This window comes from Ruania alba (genome assembly GCF_900105765.1).
In the GTDB taxonomy this organism is placed as follows: Bacteria; Actinomycetota; Actinomycetes; order Actinomycetales; family Beutenbergiaceae; genus Ruania; species Ruania alba.
Window position 1 is genome coordinate 1,164,154 of the sequence record NZ_FNTX01000001.1, and the last position, 23,548, is coordinate 1,187,701.

General features: G+C 67.4%; 23 protein-coding genes. 15 read left to right on the forward strand and 8 right to left on the reverse strand.

Going from position 1 to position 23,548, the window contains the following annotated elements; translation table 11 throughout:
* Positions 1-3 precede the first annotated feature (3 nt).
* From BLU77_RS05460 to BLU77_RS05470, 3 genes are all read left to right on the forward strand, one after another.
* Positions 4-1,689, forward strand: coding sequence for a DNA polymerase Y family protein (locus tag BLU77_RS05460; protein ID WP_089773000.1), 1,686 nt, complete (start codon positions 4-6; stop codon positions 1,687-1,689).
* Positions 1,690-1,788: 99 nt separating this feature from the next.
* A complete protein-coding gene (locus tag BLU77_RS05465) occupies positions 1,789-2,391 on the forward strand; it encodes a ClpP family protease (protein WP_089772035.1) in 603 nt (200 codons plus the stop codon).
* On the forward strand, positions 2,388-2,996 hold the full coding sequence (locus tag BLU77_RS05470) for a ClpP family protease (protein ID WP_089772036.1): 609 nt from the start codon (positions 2,388-2,390) through the stop codon (positions 2,994-2,996). Before BLU77_RS05465 ends, BLU77_RS05470 begins: the two co-directional genes overlap by 4 nt.
* A 22-nt stretch (positions 2,997-3,018) precedes the next feature.
* Here BLU77_RS05470 and BLU77_RS05475 read toward each other — a convergent pair whose 3' ends face one another.
* On the reverse strand, positions 3,019-3,696 hold the full coding sequence (locus BLU77_RS05475) for an HAD family hydrolase (protein WP_139177611.1): 678 nt from the start codon (positions 3,694-3,696) through the stop codon (positions 3,019-3,021).
* 166 nt (positions 3,697-3,862) lie between these two features.
* On the opposite strand from BLU77_RS05475, the gene BLU77_RS05480 reads away from it, so the two are divergent.
* Both BLU77_RS05480 and BLU77_RS05485 read left to right on the forward strand, forming a co-directional pair.
* A complete protein-coding gene (locus BLU77_RS05480) occupies positions 3,863-4,456 on the forward strand; it encodes a DUF6318 family protein (protein WP_139177613.1) in 594 nt (197 codons plus the stop codon).
* Between the two features lie 107 nt (positions 4,457-4,563).
* Positions 4,564-5,328, forward strand: a complete 765-nt coding sequence (locus BLU77_RS05485; RefSeq protein WP_139177615.1) for a hypothetical protein — start codon at positions 4,564-4,566, stop codon at positions 5,326-5,328.
* Between the two features lie 15 nt (positions 5,329-5,343).
* Here the strand turns inward: BLU77_RS05485 and BLU77_RS05490 are convergent, their stop codons facing one another.
* The gene (locus BLU77_RS05490; protein WP_175476943.1) at positions 5,344-6,159 is read right to left on the reverse strand and encodes a DeoR/GlpR family DNA-binding transcription regulator; all 816 of its coding nucleotides are present in this window, start codon (positions 6,157-6,159) and stop codon (positions 5,344-5,346) included.
* Positions 6,160-6,458: 299 nt separating this feature from the next.
* Here BLU77_RS05490 and BLU77_RS05495 point away from each other — a divergent pair, with 299 nt between their 5' ends.
* From BLU77_RS05495 to BLU77_RS05525, 7 genes are all read left to right on the forward strand, one after another.
* Positions 6,459-7,733 carry an ABC transporter substrate-binding protein gene (locus BLU77_RS05495; RefSeq protein WP_089772040.1) on the forward strand — a complete coding sequence of 425 codons (1,275 nt, stop codon included), beginning with the start codon at positions 6,459-6,461 and terminating at the stop codon, positions 7,731-7,733.
* Between the two features lie 190 nt (positions 7,734-7,923).
* A complete protein-coding gene (locus BLU77_RS05500; protein ID WP_089772041.1) occupies positions 7,924-8,775 on the forward strand; it encodes a carbohydrate ABC transporter permease in 852 nt (283 codons plus the stop codon).
* Positions 8,772-9,629: a carbohydrate ABC transporter permease gene (locus BLU77_RS05505; protein ID WP_089772042.1), complete on the forward strand. Its 858-nt coding sequence runs from the start codon at positions 8,772-8,774 to the stop codon at positions 9,627-9,629. The genes BLU77_RS05500 and BLU77_RS05505 overlap by 4 nt, the downstream gene beginning before the upstream one ends.
* Positions 9,630-9,667: 38 nt before the next feature.
* A complete protein-coding gene (locus BLU77_RS05510) occupies positions 9,668-10,558 on the forward strand; it encodes a ketose-bisphosphate aldolase (protein WP_089772043.1) in 891 nt (296 codons plus the stop codon).
* A 1-nt stretch (position 10,559) separates the two neighbouring features.
* Positions 10,560-11,771: an ADP-dependent glucokinase/phosphofructokinase gene (locus BLU77_RS05515; protein WP_089772044.1), complete on the forward strand. Its 1,212-nt coding sequence runs from the start codon at positions 10,560-10,562 to the stop codon at positions 11,769-11,771.
* Complete coding sequence (locus tag BLU77_RS05520) at positions 11,768-12,757, forward strand: class I mannose-6-phosphate isomerase (protein WP_089772045.1); 990 nt, start codon at positions 11,768-11,770, stop codon at positions 12,755-12,757. The genes BLU77_RS05515 and BLU77_RS05520 overlap by 4 nt, the downstream gene beginning before the upstream one ends.
* A gap of 177 nt (positions 12,758-12,934) precedes the next feature.
* The gene (locus BLU77_RS05525; protein WP_139177617.1) at positions 12,935-13,468 is read left to right on the forward strand and encodes a DUF6318 family protein; all 534 of its coding nucleotides are present in this window, start codon (positions 12,935-12,937) and stop codon (positions 13,466-13,468) included.
* Positions 13,469-13,526: 58 nt separating this feature from the next.
* On the opposite strand, the gene BLU77_RS05530 is transcribed toward BLU77_RS05525, so the two are convergent.
* The 4 genes from BLU77_RS05530 to BLU77_RS05545 all read right to left on the reverse strand — a co-directional run bounded on the left by BLU77_RS05530 (position 13,527) and on the right by BLU77_RS05545 (position 18,064).
* Positions 13,527-14,375: a carbohydrate ABC transporter permease gene (locus BLU77_RS05530; RefSeq protein ID WP_175476944.1), complete on the reverse strand. Its 849-nt coding sequence runs from the start codon at positions 14,373-14,375 to the stop codon at positions 13,527-13,529.
* An 11-nt stretch (positions 14,376-14,386) separates the two neighbouring features.
* Complete coding sequence (locus BLU77_RS05535) at positions 14,387-15,199, reverse strand: carbohydrate ABC transporter permease (RefSeq protein WP_245708784.1); 813 nt, start codon at positions 15,197-15,199, stop codon at positions 14,387-14,389.
* 82 nt (positions 15,200-15,281) lie between these two features.
* Entirely contained in the window at positions 15,282-16,598 is a 1,317-nt protein-coding gene (locus BLU77_RS05540; protein ID WP_089772049.1) for an ABC transporter substrate-binding protein, read from the reverse strand.
* Positions 16,599-16,651: 53 nt separating this feature from the next.
* Positions 16,652-18,064, reverse strand: coding sequence for an FAD-dependent oxidoreductase (locus tag BLU77_RS05545; RefSeq protein WP_175476946.1), 1,413 nt, complete (start codon positions 18,062-18,064; stop codon positions 16,652-16,654).
* 193 nt (positions 18,065-18,257) lie between these two features.
* Between BLU77_RS05545 and BLU77_RS05550 the strand changes: the two genes are divergently transcribed.
* Complete coding sequence (locus BLU77_RS05550) at positions 18,258-19,313, forward strand: LacI family DNA-binding transcriptional regulator (RefSeq protein WP_089772051.1); 1,056 nt, start codon at positions 18,258-18,260, stop codon at positions 19,311-19,313.
* On the opposite strand, the gene BLU77_RS05555 is transcribed toward BLU77_RS05550, so the two are convergent.
* Positions 19,304-19,924, reverse strand: coding sequence for an MBL fold metallo-hydrolase (locus BLU77_RS05555; RefSeq protein ID WP_089772052.1), 621 nt, complete (start codon positions 19,922-19,924; stop codon positions 19,304-19,306). The two genes, BLU77_RS05550 and BLU77_RS05555, sit on opposite strands and share 10 nt — an antisense overlap.
* The gene (locus BLU77_RS05560; protein ID WP_089772053.1) at positions 19,924-21,024 is read right to left on the reverse strand and encodes an S-(hydroxymethyl)mycothiol dehydrogenase; all 1,101 of its coding nucleotides are present in this window, start codon (positions 21,022-21,024) and stop codon (positions 19,924-19,926) included. The genes BLU77_RS05555 and BLU77_RS05560 overlap by 1 nt, the downstream gene beginning before the upstream one ends.
* Positions 21,025-21,392: 368 nt before the next feature.
* On the opposite strand from BLU77_RS05560, the gene BLU77_RS05565 reads away from it, so the two are divergent.
* Positions 21,393-22,343: an NAD(P)-dependent alcohol dehydrogenase gene (locus BLU77_RS05565; protein ID WP_089772054.1), complete on the forward strand. Its 951-nt coding sequence runs from the start codon at positions 21,393-21,395 to the stop codon at positions 22,341-22,343.
* A 92-nt stretch (positions 22,344-22,435) separates the two neighbouring features.
* Entirely contained in the window at positions 22,436-23,542 is a 1,107-nt protein-coding gene (locus tag BLU77_RS05570) for an iron-siderophore ABC transporter substrate-binding protein (protein ID WP_245708681.1), read from the forward strand.
* The last annotated feature ends 6 nt before the right edge of the window (positions 23,543-23,548 follow it).

Sequence of the window (23,548 nt, forward strand, 5' to 3'; positions counted from 1 at the left end):
GTGATGAGTGCAGCAGTTCCTGAGCAGGGGCCGTCGGTGCCGCCGCGCGGCAGGCAGAACGAGAGAGCACGCGGTGGGCAGCGAGGCCGTCCATCGAGCAGGTCGGGGCGAGCCGACGAGCCCGCCACCCGCCTCGCCGTGCTCTGGGTGCCGGACTGGCCGGTCGCTGCAGCGGTGGCTGACGGTGTGGTGAGCGCGCACGAGCCGGTGGCGATCCACGACGCGCGCGGGATCGTCGCCGCCTCGGCACGCGCCCGCGCCGAAGGGGTGCGGCGCGGGATGCGCCGTCGCAGCGCCCAAGGTCTCTGCCCCGACCTCGTCCTCGTCCCGATCGACGAAGGGCGGGACGTGCGAGCGTTTGAACCGGTGGTACAGGCCGTGGAGGAGGAGATACCGCTGGTTCAGGTGATGCGCCCCGGCGCGGTGGTGCTCGCGGCCGACGGTCCGAGTCGCTACCTCGGGTCCGAGGAGGCAGTGGCCGACGTGCTGATCGGGGCTGTGGCCGGTGCCGGTGCCGAGGCTCAGGTGGGGATCGCCGACGGGCAGCTCGCAGCCCTGCTCGCTGCTCGCGAGTCCACGATCGTCTCGCCGGGACGGTCCGGTGCATTTCTCGCCGATCGGGATGTCCGCGATCTCATCCATGTGACCACCACCCGGCAGGCGCGAGCGGAGATGACTGAGTTCACCGGAGTGCTGCGCCGTCTGGGGATCTCCACGCTCGGCGGGCTGGCAGCGATGCGGTCGGGGCAGGTGGCTGCCCGATTCGGGTCGTTGGGTGAGCGGGCACGCCGGTTGGCCATCGGGGGAGACGGTGCTCCGCCGTCGGGGCGCCGTGGGGAGCCGGAGCTGACCAGCACTGCCGAGCTGGACCCTCCCGCCCAGCGCGTGGACACTGCCACATTCGTGGCCAGGCGGCTCGCCGAGGACCTGCAGGGGCGGATGATGCGCCGTGGAGTGTTGTGCGGACGGCTGCGGGTGCGGGCGCGCACCGAGGACGGAGCCGAACTGGTGCGTACCTGGCGGATCGAAGGTGCACTCACCGCTGCCGAGCTGACCGACCGGGTGCGCTGGCAGCTCGACGGATGGCTCAGCGGTCGCAGCGGCCGGGCACCGAGTGCGGCGCTGACCCATCTGGAGATCGCCGCTGAAGAGGTCAGTCCTGCGGCCACCGTGGCCGAAGGGCTGTGGGGGCAGGTCGGTCGCGGGGAGCGACAGGCGGGTCGGGCCGCGTTGCGCGTGCAGGGGATGCTCGGTGAGAACGGCGTGCTGGCACCAGTGCTGGAAGGAGGTCGCGCCCCGCGGGACCGGGCACGCCTGGTGACCTGGGGGGATGAGGTGAGTCCGCTGCGTGATCCGAAAGCCCCGTGGCCGGGCCAGATCCCGCGGCCGCTGCCGGCCACGGTGCCCGCAGAGCCTGTCCCTGCGCGAGTGCAGGACGCCGCGGGAGTGCCGGTGCGTATCGATGCCCGAGGTGCGCTGTCCGCGGCGCCGACCCGGGTGGAGGTGTCGATGCCCGGGGTGCCACGCCGGCTTACCGTCTCCCGGTGGGCCGGTCCCTGGCCGGTGCACGAGCGATGGTGGGCGGGAGGCCGACCCCGACACTACTTGCAGGTGGTCGAGGAGGACGGGGTTGCTCTGCTGCTCGCCGGAGACGGGGAACAGTGGTGGGCGGAAGGGATCTACGACTGAGTGTGAGATCTGCCCTGAGCAGATCTGCCCTCAGACGCGTGCGCCCCGCGGGCGTGGCGGTGCTGCGCATGGTGGAGCTCCACAAAGAACGGAGCTCTCATGAGTGACACACTGCCGCTGTCCGAGCGGTTCGCCGACCAGTTAATGCAGCAACGCGTGATCCTCATCGCCGAGGAGGTCGACGATCCGCTTGCGGCCCGGGTGTGCAGCCAGCTCATGCTGCTCTCCGCCCAGGATCCGACGGCGGACATCGCCTTGCTCATCCACTCACCCGGCGGGTCGGTGCCGGCAGGGTTGGCCATGTACGACACGATGCGCCTCGTCCCCAACGATGTGATCACCCTCGGGATGGGACTGGCCGCCAGCATGGGCCAGGTGCTGTTGTGCGCCGGTGCTGCGGGGAAGCGCTATGCCCTGCCGCATGCTCGCATCCTCATGCATCAAGGGTCGGCCGGGCTGCAAGGCACCGCCGTGGACATCGCGATCCAGGCGGAGAACCTCGAGCACACCAAGGCCACCATGCTGGCGCTGATCGCCGAGCACACCGGACAGCCGGTGGAACGCATCGAACGCGACTCTGATCGTGACCGCTGGTTCACCGCCGAACAGGCAGTCGAGTACGGGTTCGTGGACGAGATCGTCACTTCGATGGCTCAGGTACTTCCCGGGCGCCGCCGGGCGGGACTGGGGGCGCAGCGATGACCGGCCAGTACACGATCCCCAGCGTGATCGAACGGACCAGCCGTGGTGAACGCGCCGCAGACGTGTACTCCCGGTTGCTCGGGGACCGCATCGTCTTCCTCGGCACCGAGATCGACGACGGGGTGGCCAACACGGTGATTGCCCAGCTCATCCATCTCGAATCGGCCGATCCAGGCGGTGAGATCAACCTCTACATCAACTCACCGGGTGGTTCGGTGACGGCGATGCTCGCCATCTACGACACCATGCAGTTCGTGCGTGCACCGATCGCGACGATCTGTGTGGGACAGGCGGCTTCGAGCGCCGCGGTGCTGCTCGCCGCCGGTGATCCAGGGCGGCGTGGGGTACTCCCACACGCCCGGGTGCTGCTGCACCCACCCTCCATGGGTGGGCAGGGCGCACTGCCCGACCTGCAGATCCAGGCGGCCGAGATCGCCCGGCTTCGTCATGCCGTGGACGAGGTGCTTTCCGCGCACACTGGGCAATCGCTGACGGTGCTGCAGGAGGACACGTCCCGAGATCGGATCTTCACCAGCGAGCAGGCGGTGGCGTATGGCCTGGTCGACGAGGTGGTGGCGAGCCGGAAGGAACTGCGGGCCGCCTGACGGCGAGGTTCGATCGCGCGGGTCAGGCGAGCTCAGCTGTGTGGCTGCCGGCCAGGGTGGCGCGCACCTCGGCGACGGTCACTTCGGCTGGGGAACCGATCACCCGAGCGGTGGGGATACCCGGGTCGGCGGTGTGGGAGTTGATGAACCAGACGCCTAGACCTGCCTCGTGCGCACTTGTCGCACCGGAGGTGGAGTCCTCGAAGGCAATGCTCCGGGCCGGGTCGATGCCAAGCCGGGCGATCGCCGTCAGGTACGGCTCCGGGTGCGGTTTGGGGGAGGTGACGTCGTCCGTGCTCACCAGAACCTGGAGCGAGCCGGCCGGGGCGGCATCGGCCAGCAGTGCGGCGTTCACCCCGGCGTTGTTTGTGACCAGGCCGCAGGGGATCCCGTCGGCGGCGAGCTGTTCCAGGAGCTCGTAGGCGCCGGGCAGCCACGGCATCTCGGCCCGCATCATGTCGGAGACATAGGCGACGGCGCGAGCGATGATCTGATCGAGCGTGCCCGGCACTCCGCGCGCAATCAGCACCTCGGCCCACCGTTCCATCGGGCGGCCGATGGAGGCCTCGAAGTCTGCCTGGGTCCACGTGGTGCCGATGCTGGCGGCCAGAGCCTCCTGGGCTGCTTGCCAGTGCGGCTCGGTGTCGACGAGGGTGCCGTCCATGTCGAACAGGACGCCGGCGGGGAGAGGAGAAGTCACCTCCTCACGGTACTGGGATGGGGTCGCCGGAGTGGCAGACAGTGGTGGGCTCGTCGGTGCGGTTGGTCACAACTGACGTGGTCTGGATCGCTCGGTGGGATATCCACAGGGGGAGTGCTGTGGTGGGAGGGGTTGTGGCACTCTCGTGGGCATGGTTGCTCGGGGGATGAGGGTGCGCGCTGGGGTTGTGGTGCTGGGTGTGGGGGTGGTGTTGGGGGCGTGTACGCCTTCTGGTGAGGAGCCGACGCCGACGGCGGAGCCTACGTCGGAGAGTCCGTCGCCTTCTGGGGAGGCGAGTGGGGAGTCGACGGATGAGCGGCCGGAGGTGGAGGCGCCGGAGCGGCCGGTGGAGATGGGGGAGGAGACCGTTGAGGGGGCGGTGGCCGCGGCGGAGTATTTCGTGGAGTTGTATCCGTATGTGTATGCCAGTGGTGATCTGACGGAGTGGGATGCCCTCAGTGATGAGGGGTGTGGGTTCTGTTCGAACGTTCGAGAACGGGCTGAAGAACTGCACGCTGATGGTGGATACAGTGTCGGCGGTGATGTCGAGGTTGCGGGAGCACAAGGTGGTGGGCCCTACGAAGATGACAGCTACGTCGTCGAGTTCGCCCTCACTATCGCGGAATCAGAGTTCCGCCACGCTGATGGAACGAGCACTACCTACAACGAAGTAGTAGAGCCGCGGTTTCTCGTTTCCATGATCTGGCGCGATGCGTCCTGGATCGTGCTCGGTATCAGTCAGGGCGAGGAGGGGGCGTAATGGCTAGGCGCGCGGTCATTGCACTAGTCGCGGCCACCGTGCTCATTGCGACTGGGGGTTCCACGGCTGCAGAGTCGGGCGACGGGGAGGACTGGCTTGACGCAGACATGGATGACTCGGGCGCCAGCCTTACAGGATTGAGGCAGTGGGAGATTCAGTCTGGACTGAGAGAGGTCGTTGGCAACAGTGCTGCCGATCAAGGCGTGCCTTCCGTCGACATCGGACTACCTGTTCCCGAGGACGATTCAGAGTTCGTCTTCGACGGCCCCGATGGCTTGTGCATGGCGACAGACTATGTCGCTCCCGTCGCGAACCTCGTCCCTTGTGACGATCGCCCCGTGGATGAGGAGGCTCCTGAGGCTCCTGAGGATCCTGAGGAGGAGGCGGATGAGCCGGAGCCGGTGATCATTACGGTGTCGGAGTCGGATTTTGCGGAGTTGCCGTTGGCGCCGGCGGAGTTTGGGGTGCAGCCTGATCCTGCTGATGGGGCGTGGACGGTGGTGAATATGGACACGATTGCGTATGCCTCGGATGATCCGCAGGTGGTGAGTACGCAGGTGTTGGGGTTCCCGGTGGCGGTGCGGGCGTCGCCGGTGGAGTTTGCGTGGGATTTTGGTGATGGGTCGGATCCGTTGGTGACGACCGATCCTGGTGCGCCGTATCCGGATCACACGGTGGCTTACGCCTACGCGCAGCCGGTGGAGGAGACGAGAGTGTCGTTGACGACGACGTGGGTGGGGGAGTTTCAGGTGGGTGGTCAGGGTCCGTGGATTCCGATTGCGGGGACGGCGCAGACCACGAGTGAGTCGGCTGCCTTTGAGGTGGTGGAGGTGACCACACGCCTGGTTCCCGGCCCGCAAGCGAACGGCTGAAGCGCGAGATAACGATCAAGGGGTGATGACGGAGACGCCGTACTCCTTCAGTTTCGCCGCGATCTGCGGTGGGGGAGCAGCATCGGTGACCAGGTAGGTGGCCCGGTCGAGCGTGGCGATCTGGGCGAACAGGTGCCGGGAGAACTTCGACGAGTCCGCCACCACGGCCACCCGCTCCGCATGGTCCATCATCTCGGCCATCATTGCCGCATCGCCGACATTGCTCGTGGAGAAGCCGCTGGTCGCCACGGCGCCCACGCCGATGATCGCCAGGTCTGCCCGCACAGCGATCTCGTCAGGTCGGTTCGTCACCCCGAACGACACCGAACCGGTGGTGGTCTGCGCAACGGTACGCACATGCCCGCCGAAGACATACAGCTCGCACTCCATCCCGCTCGGCAGCTCGGCGGGGACTCGTAGATTGTTCGTCGCGATCGTCAGGCCGCGACGATCTCGCAGGTGCCGGACCACGGCGAGCGTGGTGGTGCCCCCGTTGAGCATGATCACCGAATCGTCCTGGACGAGTCGGGCAGTGAGCGCGGCGATCTGTTCCTTCTGCTCCGTGTGCAGCCGCAACCGCAGGTCAAGTTTGCGGTCGCCGACGGGAGCCGCGGACTTGCTGACGGCGCCTCCGTGGGTGCGGATCACGAGGCCGTCCGCGTCCAGCTGGTCCAGGTCCCGCCGGATCGTGTCGATGGACACGTTGAACCGCTCCGCGAGTTCCCCGACGACCACTTGCCCCCGCTCAGCGACGAAGTCGGCCAATGCTCCACGCCGGTGCGCGGGGAGGTGGCGGGAGCGGTCCTGCGAGTCCAAGTCGGTTGGCGGCATGCACCTATTGGTAGCACGGGTTGCATGCCTCGCGCAGAAAACAGCACAATCCGGCGTGGCCTGCAACGGCGCCTGTGGGCCCGCTCGTTGGCCACCGCGCGAACCGGAATAGCGCTCGAAATCGGCCACCATTCGCGCTTAGTGCAGGTACCCTGCGTGCCTGCAGAGCTGCAGTCCTCCGCCTTGACGTCGTCGTCATGCCGCATTAAGGTCGCACAACACAGCAGAAAACTGCATGGAGCAGCACTGAAGTGCACACTTCGGCAGGTTCGGACTGACAATGACGACAGGAGTACGACATGAGCACTGGCGCTCGACGCACACGGCGGCTCGCCGGTGTGGCCGGATTGGCCGCACTGAGCCTGGTAGCCGCCGGCTGCAGCGGAGGGGGCGACGCCGACGGTGACGTCACCATCCAGTTCGCCCAGTGGTGGGAGCCCGAACTCCCCGACGGTGCGTTCGCTGAGATCATCGCCGGTTTCGAGGAGGCGAACCCCGGCGTCACCGTGGAACTGGTCTCCGCCCCATATGCCTCCACGCAGGAACAGCTTTTCGCAGGCTCGGCGTCGGGAACCATGCCCGACGTGATGGGCCTGGACGCCGTCTGGGTGAACGACTTCGCCAATCAAGGCGCGATCGCCGACCTCAGCGCGATGATGGGCGAGTACGGCTACGACGACAGCCAGCTCGCCAGCCAGGTGCAGGTGGACGGCTCCACCTACATGATCCCGGTGGTCAACTTCATCTACCCCCTCTTCACCAACGACGACCTCCTCGCCGAGGCCGGGGTGGACGCCCCGCCGACCACGCGCCAGGAGTTCCTCGACACCGCCGTGGCGATCTCGGAGCTCGGCGGGGACACGACCGGATGGGCGCTGCCGCTCTCCCTCGAGCAGCCCAACGGCGTGCTCAACGATGTGATGCCCTGGGCGTGGTCCTCCGGTGGCTCGATGCTCGCCGATGGCCAGCCCGACCTGACCAACCCCGAGATGACCTCGGCGGTCGAGTACGTCCAGGAGTTGTGGGACGCCGGCGCCGTGGCCCCTGGCTCGTTCACCATGAAGGAGCAGGACAAGGTCGAGGAGTTCACCAACGGCCGCGTCGGGATGATGATCTCCTCGCTCGCGCACATCAACCTGCTGCAGGAGACCAACCCGGACCTCAGCTTCAGCGTCTCGGCCATCCCCACCGAAGAAGGCTACGACGGCGAGTCCGGCCTGACCTACGCCTCCTGGGGCATCGGTGTCTCCGAGAGCACTGAGCACCCCGAGGAAGCCTGGGCGCTGATCGAGTACCTGATGGAGACCGAGACGAACGGCGAACTCTCCACCATCGCCAACGGGTTCCCCGGCAACACCGAGGCCGTGCCCGGCTTCGTCGAGGACGACCCGCTGATGGCGGACGCCTTCGAGATCTACCAGAACACCACGCCGGTCAACGAGTTCTCCGGTCTGCCCGCCGCTGAGCAGCTGATGCGTTCCTTCGCCGAGCAGCTCCAGGCTGCCCTGAACGGTGATCAGAGTGTCGACCAGATGCTCGAGCAGACCCAGACCGCCTGGTCCGACGAGTTCTAGGGAGGCAGCCGTGCCCCTGCCCGCCACACACGTGGTGGCGGGCAGGGCGGCGCAGACCGACATGACCACACCGCTCGCATCTGGACCCACCTCCCCGGCGAGGGCGTCCGGCCAAGCCGGCCCTCCGCCGTCGGGTGGGGAGAACACGTCCCCGACGGCGCCGCGCCGGCGGCCCTCACACGTGGGCCGCATGCTCGAACCGCTGGCGTTCCTCTCACCGACGCTGATCCTGCTCGCCGTGCTCATGGTGCTGCCGATCGTGCTGGTGATCGGGTACGCGTTCATGGACAACGTAGTGACGAACCCGGACCCGGAGTTCGTCGGCACGGCCAATCTGGTCGAGATCGCCACCGACCCCACCTTCCACATCGCCCTGCGCAACACGGTGGTGTTCACCGTTGTCAGCGTGATCGCGCACATGATCCTCGGGCTGACCTTTGCGATGCTGCTGAACAGCAAGCGGATCTCCGCCGCCAGTCGGGCGGTGCTGCGTGCGATCTATGTGCTCCCGTGGCTGTTCACCGTGGCCGTCATCGCTGTGCTGTGGCGGATGTTGCTGGCACCGAGCGGCGTGATCAACTACCTGCTCTCGACCAATGTGGAGTGGTTGGCCGACCCGCGTCTCGCACTGGGCACCGTCACCGTGATCAACATCTGGGCCGGTTACCCGTTCTTCATGGTGAGCCTGCTCGCCGGCCTGCAGGGTATTCCCGGCGATCTGTATGAGGCCGCCCGCGTGGACGGTGCCTCCCCGGTGCAGCAGTTCTTCCACGTGACCCTGCCGCAGTTGCGGCAGATCATCGTCAGCCTGCTGCTGCTCGACATGATCTGGACTTCCGCGCAACAGTTCGCGCTGATCTGGATGACCACCGGCGGTGGCCCGCTCAGTACTACCGAGATGCTCTCCACCTACACCTACAAGCTGGCCTTCGACGACTACGAGTTCGGGCTCGCCTCGGCCAGTGCCGTGCTCGTGCTGCTCGTGTCCATGGTGCTGGCGTTCTTCTACGTCCGCCACGAGAAGGCAAGGGAGTCGGCATGACAGCCCCGGCCACACACGCTTCCACTCGCCGGGACATCCCGGCCCGGATCTTCACCTGGATCGGCCTACTGATTGGTGCCGCCTTCGCAGGCCTGCCGGTGCTGTGGATGCTCTCCAGTTCGTTCAAGTCCAACCGGGAGATCTTCGAGTTCCCGCCCAGGTTGTTGACCGAATCGTTCAGTTTCGACTCCTACCTGGCGATCCTCGGTGACCCCAGCCGGCTGCGCTTCTTCACCAACAGCTACGTGGTGGCGATCTGCGTGACGATCCTGACATTGATCGTGGCGATCCACGCCGCCTATGCATTCAGTCGGTTTGCGTTCCGGGCGAAACACCCGCTGAAACTGTTGATCATCAGCGTGCAGGCAGTCCCACCGATCACCGTGCTGATTCCCTATTTTGGGATCATCGTGGCGCTGAAGATGTACGACACCTATCCCGGCCTGATATTCACGTACATGCTGTTCACGCTGCCCTACGCGATCATCATGATGACCAGCTATCTGAACTCCCTCCCGCGGGAGCTCGACGAGGCCGTCCGCGTGGACGGCGGAAGCTCCATGACGGCGCTGTGGCGCGTGCTCGTGCCGGTCTCGGTCCCCGGGATCGTCTCGGTGGGTGTCTACACATTCATGATCGCCTGGAACGAGTATCTCTTCGCGCTCACCCTCACCAGCAGCGAGTCAATGCGTACCGTTCCGATCGGATTGCAGTTGCTCATGGGCCAGCACTCGTTCCAGTGGAACGAGATCATGGCGATGAGCATTCTCGGATCCATTCCTGTTCTCGCTCTCTTCCTCTTCTTCCAGCGTTATTTCATGAGCGGCCTGACCTCGGGCGCGGTCAAGCACTGACCGCATCGATAACACCACCACAACAACAAGGAGTAAGTGTGCTCACTAATGGAAACGTCCTGCTGACCGCCGCCCACGAGGGGAATTATGCCGTCCCGGCGTTCAACATCAGCGACTACGCCATGTTCAACGGGATCATGGAGATCAGCGAGGCCGAACAGGCGCCCTTGATCGCGGCGATCCACCCCGACGAGCTCGCTCACTTCGGCCGCGACGCCGTGGCCGCCCTCCGGGAACGGGCCCACCGGTCCAGCATCCCGGTCGCCATCCACTGGGACCACGGTGGCAGCTATGAGCAGATGCTCACCGCCATCCAGGTCGGATTCACCTCGGTGATGATCGACCGGTCGATGGACTCCTTCGAGGAGAACGTGCGCGTCACCCAGAAGGTGGTGGAGACGGCGCACGCGGTGGGCGTGAGCGTGGAAGCCGAGCTGGGCACCATCGGCGCCGCGGACTCCTACGGTGAGGCGGGGGCGCTGGAGATCATCTACACCACCCCCGAGGAGGCGGTGGAGTTCGTGCGCCAGACGGGCGTGGACAGCCTCGCCATCGCGATCGGCACCTCGCACGGGCTCTTCCCACCCGAGGTCACCCCCGAGATCAAGATCGATCTGCTGCGCGAGATCAAGGAAGCGGTACAGATCCCGCTCGTACTGCACGGCGGCTCGGGCAACCCGGACGAGGAGATCGGCCAGGCCGCCAAACTTGGGATCAACAAGATCAACATCTCCAGCGACATCAAGGTGGCCTATCACGAGGAGATGCGCGCGGTGCTGGCCGACCCGAAGGTGCGCGAGCCGAACGTGATCCAGCCTCGCTGCATCGAGGCCATGAAGCAGGTGGCGGCGCACAAGATCCGGCTGTTCGGCGCAGACGGTCGCGCCTCCGGGGTGCCGGCTATCAGCGGTGTCCAGGCCCGGGTCTGACATGACACCGGAGGTTCTCCTCGGCTTCGGCGGCAACGTCGACGTCGAGATCACCTGGGACGATGCCGTGCTCACGCGCCTCGCCGCCGAGCACGGCATCGCCCAGCGCGAGCTGGACACCGAGGTGGAGATCACCGACGAACGCAGCCTGGTGATCTCCATCCTTGCCTTCGTCCAGGCAGGTCAGGGCGGTGAACGGTTCGTCGCCGACGGCGAGACGCTCGGGAGATTCCCGGAACAGTTCGCGCGCAGGTGGACCCTCGGCGGAACGGGGATCCGTGCGGCACTGACGCTACGCACCCTCGGTGTGCCGAGCATGGTGCATCTGGTCAGCACCAACCCGATCATCCGGGAGCTGCTGCCCACCGACGTGCACCGCCTGAGCAGCGCCACCGAGGACTCCCTGCACCCGCACCTGATCGTGCAATTCCCTCGCGGTGCACGGGTGCGCACCGAGCGCCTCGACGTGACAGCGCCGAAAGCCAACCGGCTCATCTACGTCAACGACCCGCCGAACCGTGACCTCGTGCTCAGCGACAAGATCGACGATGTGGCACCGCACCTGCGGGTGCTGCTGGTCACCGGGCTGAACAGCATGCAGGACCCGGCCCTCGTGGAGGACCGGCTGCATCGGATCGCCCAGGTGGTCGATGCGATGCCCGACGGCGGAGTCGTCCTTTTCGAGGACGCCGGCCAGCACGTGGCAGCGCTGGGGGAGCGGGTGCTCGCCACGATGGCGAGGCTCGCCGACGTCGTCAGCATGAACGAGGACGAACTGTTCGGCCACCTGGGCCGGACGTTCGATCTGAACGACGCGACCGCCGTCGGGAAGGCATTGCGTGAGGCACGCGAACGGATCGGCGTGCGCACCCTGGTGGTGCACACTCAGCACTGGGCAGCCGCCGCCGGGCCCTTCGCGCACACGCTCGTGCCGGCGCTGCGTTCGGGCGTTGTGGCCGCCGGAACCCGCTATCTGGTCGGTGACGGTGCGACGCAGGCTCACCACGAGGCCACTGCTCAGCTGCCGGTCCAGCCAAGCGCCGCCGAGGTGGCTGCCGCACTGGAGTCGGAAACCGATCTCGTGTGTGTGCCGGCCCTGCACCTGACCACCGACACCCCCACCACCATCGGCCTCGGGGACACCTTCATCGGCGGACTCGTCGCCGCTCTCACGACCGATCGCACCGCACTGTTGGAAGGAACGCATCGATGACCGTAATCCCGCTCCCCGCGAATCGCCCACCCGACCGGTTCTACCGGGGCGGCACCCGGTTAGCGGAGCTCCGCGGGGAGAACACCGTGGGGGAGTACGAGCCGGAGGACTGGGTCGGGTCGGCCACCACGGTGCATGGAGAAGCACCGACCGGGCTCACGAGGCTGCCGGACGGACGGCTGCTGCGCGAGGCCATCGAGACGGATCCGCAGTGGTGGCTCGGCCCGGACCACGTGGCCGCCTACGGCGCGGACGCGATGTTGCTGGTGAAGCTGCTCGACGCCGGCGAGCGGCTTCCCGTGCACGCCCATCCCGACCGCGCGTTCGCCAAGGAGCACTTCGCCGCCGCGCACGGCAAGACGGAGGCATGGTTCCTGCTGACCGGCGGAAGCCTGCACCTGGCTTTGAAGGAGGACCTCACCCACGACGAGCTCGCAGGTGTGCTGGAGCGGCAGGACGCCGACGAGATCCTCGGGCTCATGCACGAGGTGCAAGTCAACCCAGGCGATGTGGTGCTGGTGCCCGCAGGCGTGCTGCACGCCATCGGTGGTGGGTTGCTGCTTGTGGAGCTGCAGGAGCCGGAGGACTTCTCGCTCATGCTCGAGTGGAAGGGGTACCCGATCGACGGGCCGAAGGACGGTCACCTCGGGATCGGGTACGACCTGGCGTTGCAGGCGATGGAACGACGCGCCCGCACGGCGGAGGAGATCGGCGAGCTGGTGCGGCCCGCAGGCTTCGGCCCGTCGGTGTTCCCCGCCGCGGCGGACCCCTACTTCCGGCTCGAGCGCGTGCAGATCCAGGGTGAGGAACAGGTGGAGGCGGGCTTCGCCGTCATGATCGTGCTGACCGGCCAGGTGGAGATGCCGGGTGCGCAAGGAACGGTGACGCTCGAGCGGGGCGCCACGGCAGTGGCGCCGCACGCGGCGGGCTCGCTGACCTTGGTCGGGGATGCGGAAGTGCTGGTCTGCCGGCCCCCTGCTCCCTGAGGGCCGCCCGAAGCGGTCCTGGCCGGTTATCCACAGGCCTCTGCAGCGTCTGGCGGACCTTGCCAGGCTGGGTGCATGACCATCGATACTGCATGGCACCGGCTCGTGGTGTCGCTGATTGCCGCGCTGCTGAGTCTTGCTGCGTGCGCTGACCCGCACCCGGACAGTTCATCGCCGGTGCGTGAGGCCGCCTCTGAGGAGGTGTCTTCGGACCCGCAGCGGGCCGGGAGTGCGTACGGGGCGGAGCCGACGAGGACACCAGCGGCGTCGATCCCGACCGTCGACGCCCCGCTGCGACCTGAGGTGATGGGAGAGGAGTCTCTTGACGGGGCCGAAGCCGCCGCGGCATACATCGTCGACCTGATGCTCTACGCCCGGGCCAGTGGCGACATGACCGAACTCGAACAGATCTGCGCGCCGGAGTGCGCGTTCTGTGATGACGTGCGGCGGATGGTGACCGGCCTGGAGGCGGAGGGCTCCGTCGTCATCAGCGACGGCTTTCGCTCGAGGGTGCAACGTGGAAGCCTCGAGTACGACACCGTCACAGGCGAGGCTCAGTACGTCGTCATACTCGATATCAGTTTCCTCGCCGAGACCACGTACGACGCCAGGGGTGGCACCAGGATTCTCGAGCCCTATGGCCTCGCTATGGGATTTCAACTGGAGTGGACGCCGGAAGGGTGGCAGCTCCATGACGCGGGCCAGGCCTGACCGATGAGTGGACCGGCTCGACGCCATGATCCGGCGTTGTATCGCTACAGTCCGGGTGTCAGCCCTTCACGGCCCCGCGCATCAGTCCGGCGACCAGATATCGGCCGAAGAACACCACGAGCACCAGGATCGGTAGGAGGGCGAGCACGGCGCTGGCAGTCAACGGGCCCCACTGCCTGCCGAAGGCACTGATGAACTGGTAGACGGCCACCTGCACCGGCCGGTAGTCGGAGGTGTTCACCATGACCGATCCGGCGACGAACTCGTTCCAGGCGCCGATGAAGACGAAGATGCTCGCGGCGGCCAGGCTCGGCCGGCACAGCGGCAGGATCACGGCCGCGAATGTCCGCAGACGTGAGGCACCGTCGATCTTTGCCGCTTCGTCGAGTTCGGTCGGGATGCCCTCCATCGCACCCTTGAGGATCCAGACGGCCATCGGCAGGTTGTAACCCAGGTACAGCAGCGGCAGGATCACCGGAGTGTCCAGGAGGCCGAGTGCGGCGAAGTACAGGTAGTTCGGGATGACCAACACGGCGGCGCCCATGGACAACGGGATGCACGCCACGATGACGCCGAACAGCGAGCGCCGCAGCGGGAACCGGAATCGATCGAACGCATAGGCAGCGATCGCACCCAGCAGGACTGCCACCACGGTTGCCGTGGTCGAGTAAAGGAGACTGTTGGTTATGTTCCGGGCGAATGAACCGTTCAGTACCTGGGAGTAGTGCTCCCCGGTGAGATCACTGACCAGGAACGACGGCGGGAAGGTGAAGATCTCCTCGGGTGGCCGCAGCGAGGTGGTCACCCCCCACAGCACGGGTGCGACGTTGACCAGCGCGACCACGGCGGCAGCCAGTACGAGCGCGATGCGCGCCAGCTGGCGCCGTCTGCCGTCGCGAGTAGGCATCGTGTCTTCCATCAGACGCTCCACCGGGCTAGTCGGAGGTAGACGAACACCAAGCCCACGTTCAGTACCAGGGCGACAGCAGCGAGGGCAGCGCCCCCGGCGAAGTCGAAGTGGGTGAACGCCTGCTGGTAGATCGTCAGGGGCAGGATCTGGGTGGCGTCTCCGGGGCCGCCGCCGGTGGTCACGAGCGGCGCCTCGACGTTGTTGAGGTTGCTCATCGTGAGCACCACCGTGGTGATCGTCAGCGACGTCTTGATCATCGGCAACGTGATGAGCCGGAACTGCTGACGGGAGCTCGCGCCGTCCACCGTGGCCGCCTCGTAGAACTCTGCCGGCACCGCCTTGATCCCGGCGAGCAGCAGCAGCACCGCGAAGCCGAGTGTGCGCCACGTCGCCACCAGCACCAGTGTGACCATCGAGAGCGTGGGATCGGTCAGGGGCTTGACGTGGATGCCCAGCTGGCTCAGCAGGTAGACACCGGGGCTGATGTCCGTGACGAAGAACCAGCGGAACAGCAGCGCACCCACGATGGTCGAGATCACCCACGGCAGGATCACCAGGATCTGCACCAGGGTGGCTCGCCCGGTGGTGAGCCGATCCAGGAACACCGCCACGGCGAGCGCCACCGCCAGGGTGAGCGCCACAGTGACGACGGCGAAGCCGAGCGTCCGCAGCAGCACATCGACCATCTGCGGATCGCTGAACACTCTCCGGTAGTTGTCCAGCCCGGCGAACCCCACCGGCCGCACGGACTGCAGTTCCAGCAGGCTGTAGAAGACCGCGAAGAGCGCCGGGAGGATGAGCACGACCAGCAGGACGAGCATCACCGGGGCAACGTAGACTAGCCCCACCAGGTCGCGCCTGTCCCGCCTGGTGGCCGCAGTCCGAGCGGGCGCGAGCATCTGCTCAGCCATTGCCGCCGGTGCCGAGCTCCTGCTCCGCGGCTGCCATGGCCTCGCCAGGGCTCGCCTCCTCCAGCAGCACCTGCTGCACCGCCCCGTTCAGTGACTCCCGCCAGCCGGCCGTGGGTACGTTCGTGGGTGGCAGCCAGCCGTGCTCTTGTGCACCTTCGAGAACGATGGACAGGAAGGAGTTCTCGGGCTCGTCAAGGAAGTCGGCGTTGTTCTCGGCGGTGGAGGCGTACAGCGGCGGCTGCTGAGCGTCGAGCATCCACTGCTCGTCCGCCTCGGGGCTGGACATGTATGCCACGAAGTCAGCAGCCTGCTCCGCCGCCTCACTCCCGCTCCACACCCCGACGGACCAGCCTGCCAGGCTGCCCGGCGCGTAGCCCTCGCCGTCCTCCGATGGGTAGTGCATGAACCCGACGTTCTCAGTCCCGACCTGTTCCTGCATCGCCGGGACCCGCACGCTTGCGGCGTTGATCATCGCGACCTGACCGGCGGAGAAGAGTTCGTACAGGTCCTCGGCAGTGAGCCGCACGGCGTCCGGGGCGGTGACCTGCGCCTCGGTGACGAAGCCGGCCTGGAACTCCATGGCCTCGATCGCCTCGTCCGTGTCCCACAGGGGCGACCCGTCGTCGTCGAACATCGTCCCTTGGCTCTCGACCAGGCGAGCGGACAGGATCTGCGGGTCCGCGAAGGAGGTCCCGAACGCCTGCCCGAGGCCCCACCGGTTCTCGTTCGGCGCCGTGAGTTCCTCAGCAGCCGAGATCAGGTCGTCCCAGGTGCGGATCTGTGCCGGATCCACACCCGCCTCGGCCAGCAGGTCCGCCCGGTACATGATCCCGAAGTAGTTGCGCGAGTGCACCACGCCGTAGATGGAACCGTCGCCGGTCTCCATCGTCTCCCAGTACACGTCGCGCAGGTCAGCGAGCTGGTCCTCGGGGAGGTCGCTGAAGGCGAGCGAGTTCAGGTCGGCCAGGGCGCCCTGCTCGACGGCGTTGGAGACCTGGTCCAGGGCCACCCACATGACGTCCGGTGCGGATCCGGAGACGTCCGCCGCGAGGAACTGCTGGGTCATCGTGTCCCATTGCTGCACCTCCACGTTCACTCGGATTCCGGTGTCCTCCTCGTAGGACTCGATCAGGTTCGCGAGGACCTGTTCGCGCCCGCTCGATCCGGCGGGGTCGAGGAAGGTCCACATGGTGATTTCGTCCGCTGCTTCCTCGTTGCCGCTCCCGCACGCGGCCACCATTCCCAGGGCCAGGGCTGCACCGGTGGCGGTCAGCATTCTGCGCCGGGTGTGTGTCCTCGGTGTCGACATCGTCGTCTCCTTCTCTCGAACCGCTGGGCTGGTGCCCGGTCGGGTGTGGCTGATCAGTGGATGGGTGTGCCGACGCTCGCGCGCGGGACGGCGCCGGGCAGGATGGCTCCTCGAGCGGTCAGCTCCTGCCGGAGCTCAGTGACGTCGACGTCCTTGGGAGAGCCGCCCGCCCGAACAGCGATGGCAGCGGCCAGGCCGGCCGCCTCACCGACGGCCATGCAGGTGCCCATCACTCGTGCCGCGGCGAACACGGTGGAGTCCACCGAGATCGTCCGGCCGCTCAACAGCAGGCCGTCCACGCCCTGCGGCACCAGGCTCCCGAACGGGATCCCGAAGGGCTCCTCGACGACCTGGAGGTCGATACCGTCCCCGGTGCCGGAGTGGATGTCGATGTTGTACGCGGACAGGGCGATGGCTTGTGAGGTGGTGGCCTCGCTGTAGAGCGTGTCCATGGTGAGCCGGACCTCGCCGGCGAAGTGCCGTGTCTCCCGGATCCCGAGTGCCGGGGCGATCTGCGTGATCTCGACATTCTCGAAACCGGGCATGGCCGAACGCATGAACTCCACCAGCTCCCACACCTGGGTATAGCCGGTCTCCAGGCCCTTCGAGAGCTGGACCGGGTCGGAGGCGTCGATCCGGGTCACCCGGGAGGTGTTGATCGCGAGCATCCGCTCGGAGGCGGTGCTGATGTAGATGAACTGGTTGCGCGGGATAGTGAACGTGCCCGCGGAACGGGCGTCGGCGACGCGCTCGGTGAGCCCGATGTAGCAGTGGCCACGGGTGCGGCGTAGGAAATCCACGTCGTACCCGGCGGCGTAGTCCTCCTTGATGCCCATCTCCTCGGGGTTGTCGTCGAGGAACGCCCAGAATCGTGGCAGGTCGTAGTTGGTGACCGTGAACATCAGCGTGCTCGGCTGCATGGTCTGGGTGCCGTCCTGACCGAGAGTGTGCGGAACCCCGGCGAGATAAGCGACGTCACCGTCACCGGTGCCGTCGATGAACACCTCGGCGTCGATGCGGGTACGGGTGAGCTTCCCGTACACCGTCACCGATCGCACCGTGTCGGTGTCGTCGACGCCGACGTCGAGCAGCTCGTGGTCGAAGAGGATGTCGACGCCCGCCTCCTGACACATCTGCACCGCAACGATCTTCACCAGGTCGGGGGAGACCGGCGTGATCGAGTTGTGCACCGGGCATCGGAAGTGCCCGGGTGATCCGCCCATCGCCACCAACCGGTCGACCACCTCCTGGGCGATGCCGCCGAGCGCCTGGTTCCCGGACCGGTCCAGGTACCCAAGGACGCCCAGCCCGGACGCGGCCGCGCCGCCGAGCGCGGAGGTGCGTTCCACCAGCACCGTGCGGGCACCGGCGCGGGCCGCCGCGATGGCTGCGGGGAGGCCGCCGGGGCCTCCGCCGATCACGGCGACGTCGTAGCGGACTGCGTTCTCACGCAGGGTGGGTCGCATATCAACCTTCATTCCTTGGCACGGCGGGGCAGAGTCCCGCGTCGATGGGCACGCAGAGCAGCGCGGGGTGGCGCACCGTGGACCTCGCAGATCCAGTGTGCGGAGCCATGAAACCCTCTGAACAATCGATTTCTCGATAAACTAGTGGCATACTGCATGTGTGTCAACCCCACCTCCTCGATATCGTGAAGCCATGTCTTCCGGTGGTCGCCCGATGCTGCGCGACGTCGCCAGGGAGGCGGGAGTGTCCCCGGCGATCGCTTCGCGGGTGCTGAACGTGGACCCGACCGTTCGTGTGCGGGAGGAGACCCGGCAGAGGGTCCAGGCGGTCGCGAAAGAGATGGGCTATGTACCGCATAGCGTGGCTCGTTCGCTGCGCGGTGCACGTACCGGCGCCATCGGCCTGGTCATGCACGAGTTGGAGAGCCCGATCAACGTGGACGTGCTCGCCGGGGCACAGAGCCGCTGCGCGCAGGCGGGCTACGTGACCCTGCTGGCCGAGGCCGAACAGCTCGCTGAGGACCACAGTCAGCTAAGCGCCTTCCTTGCGCGCGGCCGGCTCGACGGCGTGATCCTGCACAGCGGTTACGGGCACGAGGATCGGCTCGTGGAAGCGATCTCCCGATCCGTGCCCGCCGTCCTGGTGAACTCCGACGACGGTCGCGCTGTGCCGACCGTACGGGTCGACGACGCCGCCGCCGCGGCACTGGCCACCGAGCACCTCCTCGAGCTCGGCCACCGCGAGATCGCCTTCCTCGCCGGTCCCAAGGGCTCACAGACGTCAGATCGCCGCGAGTCCGGCTATCGGGACGCGCTGACCCGTCACGGTTGTGCGGGCTCCGCGCGCGTGATGCACGCAGGGTGGTCGGCCGACTCCGGCGTGGCGGCGGTCCAGAAGCTCCGTCACGCGGCGACCCTCCCGACGGCGCTCGTCGTGGCGAACGCCGTCACGGCCTCGGGTGTGCTTAGCGCGCTCCGGGACGCGCCGGTCGCCGTGCCCGACGAGATCTCCGTCGTCACGATCCACGACTCGTGGTTCCTTGCCCACCTGGCCGTGGCACTCACGGCGGTCCGCCTGCCCCTGCAGGATCTCGGTGCCGCCGCAGCGACCCTCCTGATCGACACGATCGACGGACGCGGCCCCGTCCAGGACGTGTTCATCACCGAGCCGGCGCCCGAACTGATGCTGCGCAATTCTACGGGGCGGCCCCGCGACAGGACCAGGGATCCCCTGATCGATCAGGCCTGAGTACGCCCCAGGTTCTCCGCCTCCGCACCGATGGTGGTGCCTTCCCCGTGCCCGGTGTGCACCACCGTCTCGCCCGGCAACGCGAACAGCTTCGCCCGGATCGAGGCCTCCAGCGTGGGCAGGTCCGAGAAGGATCGCCCGGTGGCCCCGGGGCCACCGTTGAACAGGGTGTCCCCGGTGAACACACAGCCCAGTTCCGGTGCGTACAGGCAGGCCCCGCCGGGCGCATGGCCCGGGGTGTGCAGCACCTGCAGCGTCGTTCCTGCGATCGTGATCTCCTGGCCGTCCTCGAGGTTCTCATCCCAGCGGGATCCTGCGTGGGTGAGCTCCCAGAGCGGCTCGTCGTCCGGGTGCAGCCAGATCGGGGCACCGGTGCGTTCGGCCAGTTCGGGAGCGACCCGCACGTGGTCGTCGTGGGCGTGCGTGCACACGATCGCACGCACCGTGCGACCGTTCACCACGGCGAGGATGTCGTCCACCGAGTGCGGAGCGTCAATCACGATGCACTCGGCATCGTCCCCGACGACCCAGACGTTGTTGTCGACGTCGAACGTGCCGCCGTCGAGGCTGAACGTGCCGCTGGTGACGGCGTGGTCTACGCGGGCGGTCATCAGAGCACCACCACCGAACGCAGCACGTCACCGTGGTGCATCTTCTCGAACGCGGCCTCCACGCCGTCGATCCCGATCTCCTCGGTGACGAAGGCGTCCAGGTCGAGCCGTCCCTGGCGATACAAGTCCACCAGCATCGGGAAGTCGCGGCTGGGCAGGCAGTCGCCGTACCAGCTCGACTTCAACGCACCACCGCGGCCGAAGACGTCGATCAGCGGGATCTCCGGGACGCTCATGTCCGGCGTGGGGACCCCGACGAGGACGAGCGTGCCGGCCAGATCGCGAGCGTAGAACGCCTGCTTCCAGGTCTCCGGGCGCCCGACCGCTTCGATGACCACGTCTGCGCCCTCGGCGCCGGGATAAGTCTCGGCGCTGATCCGCTTGATCGCCTCCACCGGGTCCTCCTGGGAGGAGTCGACCGTGTGCGTGGCCCCGAGCGTCTTCGCCTTCTCGAGCTTCTTCGGGTCGATGTCCACGGCGATGATCGGGCTGGCGCCGGCGAGCGCAGATCCGGCGATCGCGGCGGCGCCCACACCCCCGCAACCGATCACGGCCACGGACTTTCCGCGGGTGACGGCGCCGGTGTTGATCGCCGCACCGATCCCGGCCATCACACCGCAGCCGAGCAGTCCCACCGCCGCCGGCCGCGCCGACGGGTCGACCTTCGTGCACTGGCCCGCCGCCACGAGAGTCTTCTCGGCGAAAGCCCCGATGCCCAGTGCCGGGCTCAGCTCCGTGCCGTCCTCGAGGGTCATCTTCTGAGTGGCGTTGTGCGTGGCGAAGCAGTACTGCGCCTGGCCGCGGTTGCACGCCCGGCACTGACCGCAGACCGCACGCCAGTTCAGCACCACGAAGTCGCCGGGGGCCACGGAGGTGACACCGTCACCGACCGACTCGACCACGCCCGCCGCCTCGTGCCCGAGCAGGAACGGGAACTCGTCGTTGATGCCGCCCTCCCGGTAGTGCAGGTCGGTGTGGCACACCCCGCACGCCTGGATCGAGACCACTGCCTCGCCCGGGCCCGGGTCCGGCACATTGATCGTGACCAGCTCCACTGGAGCTCCCTTGCTCCGCGCGATGACGGCCTGAACTTGCTGCATGTCGTTCCCTCTCACTGTGACCCGGTCTCACGACAAACCCTATCGGCGAGTGGCCGCTCGCAACACCGCTTCACGACCCGCCGAGCGCAACCTTGTGCGGCGAAATTCACGAGAAACGCCGCACCGGGTTGCGCTCGGCGGGATGGGGCTGAGGGACGCGGAGGGTGGGGGAGGGGCTGGGTGGGGACGGGTGCCACGGGCGCCTATTTCTTCGCGCGTACCCCGCTGGTTCGGCTCCTCCACCTCGGCGGCGGTCCGTGACCGTGCGAGAGAGATACGGGCGGATGGCTCGGGCGCAGCACAGCTTGCCGCCCTCGGCGCCGGATAGGCTCCTCAAAGCCCTGTCGCCCATACCGGGAGCATCCACTGTGCGAGCCGTCGTCTATGACCGGTACGGCCCACCCGAAGTGATGCGCCTGGTGGACCTTCCGCGACCTGAACCTGGGCGCGGTCAGGTGCTTGTGCGGGTGCGCGCCACCTCGGTGAACCTGTCCGACTACGAGACTCTTCGTGGCCGACCGCTGTACGCGAGGATGGGGGGTCTATGGCGACCGGCGCGTTCGGTGCTGGGCTCGGACATCGCCGGGGAGGTCGAGGCGGTCGGTCCCGGGGTCGAGGTATTCCGGCCCGGTGACCGCGTCTACGGCGACAACCTCGTGCTCAAGGGTGGTTTTGCCGAGTTCGCTGTGATGCCGGAGCGGGTGCTGACACCCGTGCCCGACGGGCTCACCTTTGCTCAGGCGGCCTCGATCCCGCAGGCCGGAGTGATCGCCGCCGTCGGCACGGCGGGTGTGGAGCGGGGGATGCGCGTGCTGATCAACGGCGCCGGTGGCGGCTCGGGGATGTTCGCCATTCAGCTCGCGAAGGAGGCTGGAGCCCACGTGACGGGGGTGGACAACGCGGCGAAGGGCGAGTTCATGCGCTCCCTGGGTGCCGATGTGGTGATCGACTACCGCGCTGAGGACTACACCCGCTCGGGTCGCTACGACGTCGTGCTCGATATGGTGGCGCACCGCTCGATCGCGGCTCGCGCTCGGGCGGTGGCCCGCGGAGGGTCCTACCGGTGCGTCGGTGGTTCGATGCCCGCGGTGCTCAGTGCCGTGATGTGGGGCGGGCTGCTCGGGGCGATGACGCACCGATCGATCGGGATGGCGATGGCCACCGGTGGTCCCGATGAGTTCCGCCCCGTCGCCGATCGCGTCCTCTCCGGCTCCATCACTCTGCACATTGATCAGATCTTCTCGCTGGAGCAGGTACCAGAGGCGCTCCGGCACGCTGGTACGGGCCATGCCCTGGGGAAGGTCGTCATCGCGCCCTGAACGGCGGGGCCCACGTCTCGCGTCTGCTCCACCCCTCTGCCACATCATGAAATAGGTGTGACGCGTTTTGCGTAAAAAGGTGAGCCCTCGCTATGTTGGTTAGGCACACCTCACCTGGCGTGCTGCTCCGCACCCTCCGGAAGGACACCATGTTCCGCGCTACACGACGCACCGCCATCGCTGCGGCCGCCCTGGTCGCCGTCGGCCTCGCCGGCTGTTCCGGTGCTGCCGACTCCACCGACACCTCGCCGGAGGAGACCACCAGCGCGTCCGCCGGTGAGTGGACCCCGGTCACGGTCGAGCACGCCCTCGGCACCACCACCGTGGAGGAGGAGCCCGAGCGGGTTGCTGCCATCGGCTGGGCGAACCACGAGGTGGCGCTCGCGCTCGGGATCGTGCCGGTCGGCATGCCCATCACGGAGTGGGGCGATGACGACGGCGACGGCGTGCACCCCTGGGTCGAGTCCGCGCTCGAGGACCTCGGCGCCGAGACCCCCGTGCTCTACGACGAGACCGACGGGATCGACTTCGAGGCTGTCGCCGACTCCGCCCCGGACGTGATCCTCGCCGCCTACTCCGGCCTCACCCAGGACGACTACGACACGCTCTCCCAGATCGCGCCCGTCGTGGCGTACCCGGAGACCGCGTGGGGAACGCCCTGGCGCCAGATCATCGAGGTGAACTCCACCGCGCTCGGTCTGGCCGACGAAGGTGACGCGTTGGTCACCCAGATCGAGGAGAAGATCGCCGCCGCCGTGGCCGAGCACCCCCAGCTCGACGGCGCCACCGCGATGATGGTCACCCACGTGGACCCCTCCGACCTGAGCGAGATCAACTTCTACAACGCCTACGACACGCGCACTCAGTTCTTCGAGGACCTGGGTATGACCATCCCGGAGAGCCTCGTGGAGGTTTCCACCGACCCCACCGTGTGGAACGGCAGCGTGAGCACCGAGCAGGCCGATGTCTTCTCCGACGTCGACATCTTCGTCACCTACGGCGGCCAGGAGCTCATCGACGCCCTCGAGGCCGACCCGCTGCTCTCCCAGCTGCCCGCCGTCGCGAACGGCTCGGTGGTGAACCTGCCCGGCGACTCGCCGCTCGGCACCGCCGCGAACCCCACGCCGCTGCAGGTGCTCGAGTCCGACCTGGTGGAGCAGTACGTGGCGCTCCTCGCGGACGCCGCCGACAACGGCTGACCACCC

Bases quoted from the DNA above. Each gene is read 5' to 3' on its own strand.
- BLU77_RS05460 (WP_089773000.1), top strand. From the start codon at position 4: ATGAGTGCAGCAGTTCCTGAGCAGGGGCCGTCGGTGCCGCCGCGCGGC.
- BLU77_RS05465 (WP_089772035.1), top strand. From the start codon at position 1,789: ATGAGTGACACACTGCCGCTGTCCGAGCGGTTCGCCGACCAGTTAATG.
- BLU77_RS05470 (WP_089772036.1), top strand. From the start codon at position 2,388: ATGACCGGCCAGTACACGATCCCCAGCGTGATCGAACGGACCAGCCGT.
- BLU77_RS05480 (WP_139177613.1), top strand. From the start codon at position 3,863: ATGAGGGTGCGCGCTGGGGTTGTGGTGCTGGGTGTGGGGGTGGTGTTG.
- BLU77_RS05485 (WP_139177615.1), top strand. From the start codon at position 4,564: ATGGATGACTCGGGCGCCAGCCTTACAGGATTGAGGCAGTGGGAGATT.
- BLU77_RS05490 (WP_175476943.1), bottom strand. From the start codon at position 6,159: ATGCCGCCAACCGACTTGGACTCGCAGGACCGCTCCCGCCACCTCCCC.
- BLU77_RS05495 (WP_089772040.1), top strand. From the start codon at position 6,459: ATGAGCACTGGCGCTCGACGCACACGGCGGCTCGCCGGTGTGGCCGGA.
- BLU77_RS05500 (WP_089772041.1), top strand. From the start codon at position 7,924: ATGCTCGAACCGCTGGCGTTCCTCTCACCGACGCTGATCCTGCTCGCC.
- BLU77_RS05505 (WP_089772042.1), top strand. From the start codon at position 8,772: ATGACAGCCCCGGCCACACACGCTTCCACTCGCCGGGACATCCCGGCC.
- BLU77_RS05515 (WP_089772044.1), top strand. From the start codon at position 10,560: ATGACACCGGAGGTTCTCCTCGGCTTCGGCGGCAACGTCGACGTCGAG.
- BLU77_RS05520 (WP_089772045.1), top strand. From the start codon at position 11,768: ATGACCGTAATCCCGCTCCCCGCGAATCGCCCACCCGACCGGTTCTAC.
- BLU77_RS05530 (WP_175476944.1), bottom strand. From the start codon at position 14,375: ATGCCTACTCGCGACGGCAGACGGCGCCAGCTGGCGCGCATCGCGCTC.
- BLU77_RS05535 (WP_245708784.1), bottom strand. From the start codon at position 15,199: ATGCTCGTCCTGCTGGTCGTGCTCATCCTCCCGGCGCTCTTCGCGGTC.
- BLU77_RS05540 (WP_089772049.1), bottom strand. From the start codon at position 16,598: ATGTCGACACCGAGGACACACACCCGGCGCAGAATGCTGACCGCCACC.
- BLU77_RS05545 (WP_175476946.1), bottom strand. From the start codon at position 18,064: ATGCGACCCACCCTGCGTGAGAACGCAGTCCGCTACGACGTCGCCGTG.
- BLU77_RS05550 (WP_089772051.1), top strand. From the start codon at position 18,258: ATGTCTTCCGGTGGTCGCCCGATGCTGCGCGACGTCGCCAGGGAGGCG.
- BLU77_RS05555 (WP_089772052.1), bottom strand. From the start codon at position 19,924: ATGACCGCCCGCGTAGACCACGCCGTCACCAGCGGCACGTTCAGCCTC.
- BLU77_RS05560 (WP_089772053.1), bottom strand. From the start codon at position 21,024: ATGCAGCAAGTTCAGGCCGTCATCGCGCGGAGCAAGGGAGCTCCAGTG.
- BLU77_RS05570 (WP_245708681.1), top strand. From the start codon at position 22,436: ATGTTGGTTAGGCACACCTCACCTGGCGTGCTGCTCCGCACCCTCCGG.